Source organism: Ectothiorhodospira sp. 9100 (genome assembly GCF_022227565.1).
Classification (GTDB): Bacteria; Pseudomonadota; Gammaproteobacteria; order Ectothiorhodospirales; family Ectothiorhodospiraceae; genus Ectothiorhodospira; species Ectothiorhodospira marina.
Window position 1 is genome coordinate 1 of record NZ_JAJNAN010000091.1, and the last position, 3,529, is coordinate 3,529.

At 61.5% G+C, this 3,529-nt stretch carries 6 protein-coding genes; 3 read left to right on the forward strand and 3 right to left on the reverse strand.

The genetic code is table 11. The annotated features are described in order from the left end of the window. Positions 1-131 precede the first annotated feature (131 nt). The gene (locus tag LPW29_RS14885) at positions 132-1,448 is read left to right on the forward strand and encodes an ATP-binding protein (protein WP_238628664.1); all 1,317 of its coding nucleotides are present in this window, start codon (positions 132-134) and stop codon (positions 1,446-1,448) included. An 80-nt stretch (positions 1,449-1,528) separates the two neighbouring features. On the opposite strand, the gene LPW29_RS14890 is transcribed toward LPW29_RS14885, so the two are convergent. From LPW29_RS14890 to LPW29_RS14900, 3 genes are all read right to left on the reverse strand, one after another. After that, positions 1,529-1,798: a DUF3427 domain-containing protein gene (locus LPW29_RS14890; protein WP_238628665.1), complete on the reverse strand. Its 270-nt coding sequence runs from the start codon at positions 1,796-1,798 to the stop codon at positions 1,529-1,531. Further along, entirely contained in the window at positions 1,716-2,324 is a 609-nt protein-coding gene (locus tag LPW29_RS14895) for a hypothetical protein (RefSeq protein WP_238628666.1), read from the reverse strand. The genes LPW29_RS14890 and LPW29_RS14895 overlap by 83 nt, the downstream gene beginning before the upstream one ends. A 94-nt stretch (positions 2,325-2,418) precedes the next feature. Further along, entirely contained in the window at positions 2,419-2,898 is a 480-nt protein-coding gene (locus LPW29_RS14900) for a hypothetical protein (RefSeq protein ID WP_238628667.1), read from the reverse strand. Between the two features lie 107 nt (positions 2,899-3,005). Between LPW29_RS14900 and LPW29_RS14905 the strand changes: the two genes are divergently transcribed. Both LPW29_RS14905 and LPW29_RS14910 read left to right on the forward strand, forming a co-directional pair. Further along, positions 3,006-3,248, forward strand: coding sequence for a FitA-like ribbon-helix-helix domain-containing protein (locus LPW29_RS14905; protein ID WP_238628668.1), 243 nt, complete (start codon positions 3,006-3,008; stop codon positions 3,246-3,248). Positions 3,249-3,260: 12 nt separating this feature from the next. Further along, a partial coding sequence (locus tag LPW29_RS14910) for a PIN domain-containing protein (RefSeq protein WP_338018713.1) occupies positions 3,261-3,529 on the forward strand: 269 nt, incomplete at its 3' end.

Here is a 3,529-nt window from a genome sequence, read left to right on the forward strand (position 1 = left end):
ATGCACGCCCCGGGCGCGCGCCTCATAGGTCGCAGACAATTGGATGACCCATAAGGCAGCAATTGGACGATGTACTAACCATCATTTAGACGCTAACCTAGCCAGCAACTGGACGCTGGCAGAGGTGCGACATGCTATCCCCCTATCTCCCGCGCTTGATTCGTGGTCGAGTGCTTGAGTCCCTCGCTGATACGCCGGTGGTCTGCCTGCTGGGGCCACGTCAGGCAGGCAAGACGACACTCGCGCAACGCATCAACCCGAAGCGCACCTATCTGAATCTGGATGACCCGACGCTGCTGGAAGCAGCTCGGCAGGATCCGCTCGGCTTCGTGGAGGGGCTGCCTGAGCGCGTCATTCTGGACGAGGTACAGCGGGTGCCGGAACTGCTGCTGGCGATCAAGTCGGTGGTGGACCGTGATCGCCAGTCAGGCCGCTTCCTGCTCACAGGCTCCGCCAACCTGCTGTTGTTACCCAAGGCGCAGGAGTCCCTGGCCGGCCGCATGGAAGTCATCTACCTGCATCCACTGACCGAACAGGAGAAACGTGTCAGCACCTCGACCCTGCTCGGCGTGCTGGTGGAGGGGCAGCTAACGCCCAGAATGGTGCCGGACACCGTGCCACTGGCCCCAGCGCCAGAGGTACTGTGTCAGGGTGGGTATCCCGAACCCAACCGCCGTCCGCCCCACCGGGCACGTCAGTGGTATCGCCAGTACCTGAACGCCATCGTGCAGCGCGACGTGCGGGATATCGCTGCCATTCAGGACGAAGATGGGATGATGCGCCTGGTGGAGTTGTTGGCCTACCGCACTGCCGGCCTGCTCAACGTCAGCAATCTGAGCAAGGAGTTGGGGATAGAGCGTGCCACCGTCTCCAAGTACCTTGGCATCCTGGAGCGCCTGTTTCTGGTCCATCAACTCCCCGCCTGGCACCGTAACCACGCCAAACGGCTGATCAAGAGTCCCAAGATGCATCTGGTGGATACCGGGCTTGCTGCGGCCCTGGGTCGCCTGGGGCCGGAACAGTGGCTGACCGAGGCAGAACGCTTCGGTGCCCTGCTGGAAAGTCATGTGGTCGAGCAGTTGGTCGCTCAGGCCTCCTGGGTCGATCCGGAGCTACGATTTTCCCACTATCGGGACAAGGACCAGGTAGAGGTCGACCTTGTCATCGAGCGTGGTCAGGAACTCTGGGGCGTGGAGGTCAAACGTGCCGCCAGCGTGCAAGCCAAGGATGCCGCCGGGCTTGCCAGGCTCGCCGAACAGGCCGGCAAGGGCTTCCGCGGGGGCATGCTCATCTACACCGGCCGCCACTGTCTCAAGCTGCAGGTGCCGGGCTGCTTCGCGGTGCCGATCGGCATGCTGTGGGGAGAGGAGCCCGGCCGTCCCATCTCCCGCGAAGCCGCGATGCAGGCCCTGGTTGACCAGGCCCAGGATCTGGATATGGGCTACTGAGATCCCCAACCCCGCTAGACTGACGAGCCAGCAGTGATGCCAGCGCCTGCCTGTAGGTGATGACAGCCACCCCGCACTATTCACCCACCAAGTTGCTTTACAGATCGAAATGCGCCGGAGTGCTGGATCACCTCAAAATCCACACTCATCGGCCCACTGCCCTGGTGCTTGAGATACCGCACCGGCCCGTAATAGGTGAATAGCGCGGCCTCCCCCTGCTCCAGCTTGTTTTCCCGGATGAAGAGATGGATAGCGATGCCCATCTCCTCATGATGGATGATCTCCCGGCCCCGCTTGCTCTGGGGCGTTGTCTGATTCTGGGTCTGCCAGTGGAACCGGGTGTCGTCCACCCAATGGTCCAGATAGCGATGATCGGCCGCCTTGCCGAGCAAACTGGTCAGCCATGTAATCGGCGTGGCGGGTGGAGATGCAAAAGGCCAGGGTGCGCCGCTGAGCCCATTTCCGCCAGGTGCTCAGGGCATGACGCGCACGAGCCAGGGTCGCCAGCCGGTTGCCCAGCAGATCCGGGTCGAACCGGCCATTGCGCCAGGGGATGCTCTGGTAGTCCACGTCCTCGTCGAAAACGCCGTAGTAGTGGAACGGCACCAGCAGATCGGCGTTCACCCCGGCAAACAGATCGCTCTCGAACACACGGTTGTCATCGCACAAAGAGAGGATGCTGGCGTTGTCGGTGTGCTTGATGAAAGCCACCGCCATGTCGATGGCATCGGCGCGGTGAATGCCGCTGCATAGATGGGGCAGGAAGGGATTGTCGTCACCACCGGTGATGAGTTGGCGGGTCGCCTTGTGGAGCAGGCAGTTCAGCCAGAGCTCTTCCCGATCGGGGCGTTGATCCTCGGTGAGCCAGCATTCCAACTTGGCCAGTCCGGTGAGTTCCCGAGTCCAGACGCGGATCTGGTCTTCAGTTGTGCTGTCTGTCGCCCATTATGGTCGTAACTGGAGCAGCGAGTCAGGTGGGTTGAGGCTTTTGAGGCGTCTTCGGGGAGTTATGCTGGACACCCGCATTCCCCAGGCCTGAGGATTGATTATCGCTTGAAGTGAGCGCCTTGAGGGCACTGACCAGAATCTGGCAGCGGTGCCTGTTGTTCATGATGCATTCCCTGACGGCACAGAAGTGGATTTCGGAGTTCTCGACGAGTACCAGCGTGAGGAGCACCGTCAGCACGTCCCGGTCCTGCTCCCTGTCGATCCAGTCCCAGGCGGCCTCCGTCAGTGGCAAGTGCCTCGAGGCACACTCTCTGAATAACAGGCGGCGGGTGACCGAGACGACAGACTCGCCTCTGGAACGGGCTTGCTCCTCGGTCGACTCATTGACCGAACTCCAGGCCAGGTGCAAGCCTTGAGCAAAAATGGCAAGGATGTCCTCGTCACGCTTACACTCCCCTTCAACGGAGAGGTCTTCTGCACGGAAACTCTCACCCTCGTCCATGCTGTCCTGGGCCAGGCGGCTGATGGCCTTCTTGGCCTCGGCGGAACTGGGGAGTTGATATCAATGCAATCAAAGCTTAATCTTGAGAGAGGTTGATGGAGAACCTTATGGCCAGCATCACGATTCGTAATCTCGACGAGGGTCTGAAGCATCGCCTGCGCATTCGCGCGGCCGAGCATGACCGGTCGATGGAGGAGGAAGCGCGGGAAATCCTGCGCCAGGCCATCGGTAAGCCGGTGGCGTCCAAGAACCTCGGCGAGACTATCCACCACCGGTTCGCGGCGCTCGGTGGGGTGGATCTCGACCTGCCACAGCGGGAACCGATGCCCGAACCGCCGCGTTTCGATTGAAGCGTGCCGGCGATGATCCTGATCGACACGAACGTCATCTCGGAACTGATGCGTGCGACCCCTGCCCCGGAGGTTCTGGCCTGGTTCGGGGGACGGGACGCGTCGGCACTTTATATCAGCGCGGTGGGAGAGGCAGAACTGCGGCGCGGCGCAGCGATGTTGCCCAAGGGCAAAAGAAGTGACCGTCTGATCGCCGAAATCGACGCCATGATTGCGGAGGACTTTGCAGGCCGGGTGCTGCCGTTCAAATGGCGACGCAATGCGACCTGCGAGGGTTTGGG